This window comes from Chamaesiphon sp. OTE_75_metabat_556, from assembly GCF_031378165.1.
In the GTDB taxonomy this organism is placed as follows: domain Bacteria; phylum Cyanobacteriota; class Cyanobacteriia; order Cyanobacteriales; family Chamaesiphonaceae; genus Chamaesiphon.
The window spans coordinates 1-2,693 of the sequence record NZ_JANNDR010000372.1; the positions used below are offsets into that span (position 1 = coordinate 1).

2 protein-coding genes and 1 pseudogene are annotated in these 2,693 nt (G+C 50.4%); 1 reads left to right on the forward strand and 2 read right to left on the reverse strand.

Annotated elements, in window-relative coordinates:
* Positions 1–80: 80 nt before the first annotated feature.
* Complete coding sequence (locus tag RMO27_RS14990) at positions 81–785, reverse strand: SRPBCC family protein (RefSeq protein ID WP_309733890.1); 705 nt, start codon at positions 783–785, stop codon at positions 81–83.
* 153 nt (positions 786–938) lie between these two features.
* On the reverse strand, positions 939–1,949 hold the full coding sequence (locus tag RMO27_RS14995; protein ID WP_309733892.1) for an SDR family oxidoreductase: 1,011 nt from the start codon (positions 1,947–1,949) through the stop codon (positions 939–941).
* A 183-nt stretch (positions 1,950–2,132) separates the two neighbouring features.
* On the opposite strand from RMO27_RS14995, the pseudogene RMO27_RS15000 reads away from it, so the two are divergent.
* Positions 2,133–2,489: pseudogene (locus tag RMO27_RS15000) on the forward strand (DUF2993 domain-containing protein); the annotation flags it as partial.
* Positions 2,490–2,693: the final 204 nt, after the last annotated feature.

The following is a 2,693-nucleotide window of genomic DNA, read 5'->3' on the forward strand; positions in this document are numbered from 1 at the left end:
CGGGTGACCCGCCCAGTGGGGTGGGTCACCCGACCAGCAGCCCTCACAACATTGATCGAGATTAACCCAAACCCTGAAACTTAGCTTCGCTGACCGCAAGATTGACCTTCTGTCGTTGCTAGTTCGCCAGCTTCCATCAGCATCTTGAAACGGCGCAAATCGTCACCGATTTGCTGCTCGGGATTTTCGCCAAATACTGAGGCGATCGCGGCTGTCAGTGCGCCGCCTGGTACGCGATACTCCAACACGACTTTGACCTCGATCCCGCGTCCGCCAGTGGCTGGCTTAAACCGCACGAACCCAGAATTCTCAACATCGGCACCAGGGACAGATGCCCAACTGATTAACTGATTGGGTAGATCGGTAATGATATCGGCATCCCACTCAACGGTATTACCCAGCGGCGCATTGGCGACCCAATGCGATCGAGTTTCATTGATGACAGTCACCGATTTGAGGTGTTTCATAAATGTGGGTAGATTCTCAAAGTTGTGCCAGAGCTGATACAGTTCCTCGATCGACTTATTCTCGATCGTCACTGTCTTTTCGACCCGCAAGCCTTTATCGATACCAGTTGCTTCGACGACTTTTTCTTGGATACTCTGATCCGATGTGGCACCGTGATAAGCCAATGTACCGCCAGCAACTGCCATCAACACGCCACGTAGCGATCGCTGGCTCAATCCGGCCAGCACCATCGCGCCGCCGGTCAGTAGCGATCCCCAGCGTTCGTTATCGCCAATCGGTTGCGGTGATTTGTTACTACTCGTTGTTTGAATTTCCATGTGTTTAGGGGGTAGGGGGTAGTTTTTAGGAATTTAGAGTGAAATGTTGCTGAGGAATTGCGATTTGTTTTGTCCCACCAATGGATCGATCGACACAGGCAATATCGAAATTTAACCTCGAAGCTCTAGTTGCTAGAACCTAAAGCCTAAAGCCTATTCCATCTCCTTAAAGAGATTGGCTGCGATTAAAGCAATTGCCCCTAAGCCCGCAGCAGTCGTCCATTTGGCGGCTGGGTGTACGTCGAACCAATCGAGGAAACTGGGAATCGTCTTGTCAGTAAAGTCACCAGTCACGGTGTCATATCCAGAGATCGGCTCGAATAAATTATTAGGATCGTCTACAGCCTTAATCGTTTGGGTTCGCTGCCCGGGAATCGCGATCGCGCCAACCAAGGTATCGACGAGATCGGGCGCAATCTTTTGCAAGAAATCTACCGCGCGCCCGACATCGCCGACAATCATGTCGCGGGTAGGATATTCGGCAGCGTGCAAAATTGCTTCTGCAACTAGACTCGGCTGATAGTAAGGGGGCACTCCAGTTGGTTTGACTCCGAGTTTCGTCCGCGCCTTGTTGTAGAAAGGGGTATTGATGACAGCGGGCATCACATTGGTGATACTGATGGGCACACCTTCATGTCTTAATTCGGCACGCAGACTGTCAAGAAAGCCTTCCAGACCGTGTTTCGAGGCTGAGTAGGATGTTTGCAACGGCATTGATCGACGAGCTTCGACAGATGAAATCGCGATAAATGCGCCTCGACCCGTTTGTCTGAGCAGCGGCAATGCAGCCATGGCGGCATACACTGGCCCCATCAGATTGACATCGATAACCCGTTTGAATTCCTCGGGTGTGACTTGCTCGAAGGGCGAAATCACCGCAGTTGCGGCGGCATGTACCCACGTATCCAACCGTCCGAAACGATCGATAGTTGCAGCCGCAATCGATTTGACCTGGGCGCAGTCGGACACATCAGCAGGCACGGCGATTGCCTCCGAGCCAAATTGTTCGATTTCCTTGACCAATGATGCCAGTCCAGCTTCACTCCGCGCCGAAACTACCAATTTTGCCCCACGTTTGGCAAGTTGGAGGGCGGTTTCGCGACCGATCCCACTGGAAGCCCCAACCACAGCAACAACTTGTTGATCGATCGATTTTAGTTTCATTGCAGTTAGCTTATTGAGACTTCCGTATGCTAACAGTGCCAATCTTGAGAGTCTTCTCTCTCAAGAGGGAGATCGATCGTATCTCTTTAGATGGATTAAATTAGTTTTGGTGTTTGTTATCACTATGGTTACGCGTCAAAATGCTGCGGTGACCATTTTGCAAACCAAGTAGAGAAATAAAACATGGGAGCGAATAGCCCCGATTTGGGTAACCAGGCATTAAGTAAAGTTGTCGAAATTGGCATTGCTAGTCAATTAGATGTAGTCGAAGAAATCGCTGTCGATCTGCGTACCAATCCTGGCAATCTCATTCAAGGCAAATTAGATTCGGTGGAGATTTCTGGCAAGGGTGTAGTTGTCAACCAAGATCTACGGGTAGCATCAATCCAAATCAATACCGATCGAGTCGCGATCGATCCGCTCCGAGCCATCTTAGGGAATATCGAACTTACGCAGCCCACCGATGCTGAAGCCCGAATTGTGTTGACTGAAGCTGATATCAACCGCGCTTTTGGTTGTGATTATATTCGCAATCGAATGCGAGGTTTGAAAATGGAGATGGACGGTCAACCAGTCACGATCGATATTCAACAAGCAGCTCTCGATCTCCGACTCCGAGCGTTCCTCCCTTTATCGAAAGCAACGAACGCGAGTTTCACGATAGTGGCGTACCGAGTACTGTCGCCATCGCCAAGCATCCTCTTCATCCGTTAATCGTGACATTTCCGTTGGCGGAGCCTCTCC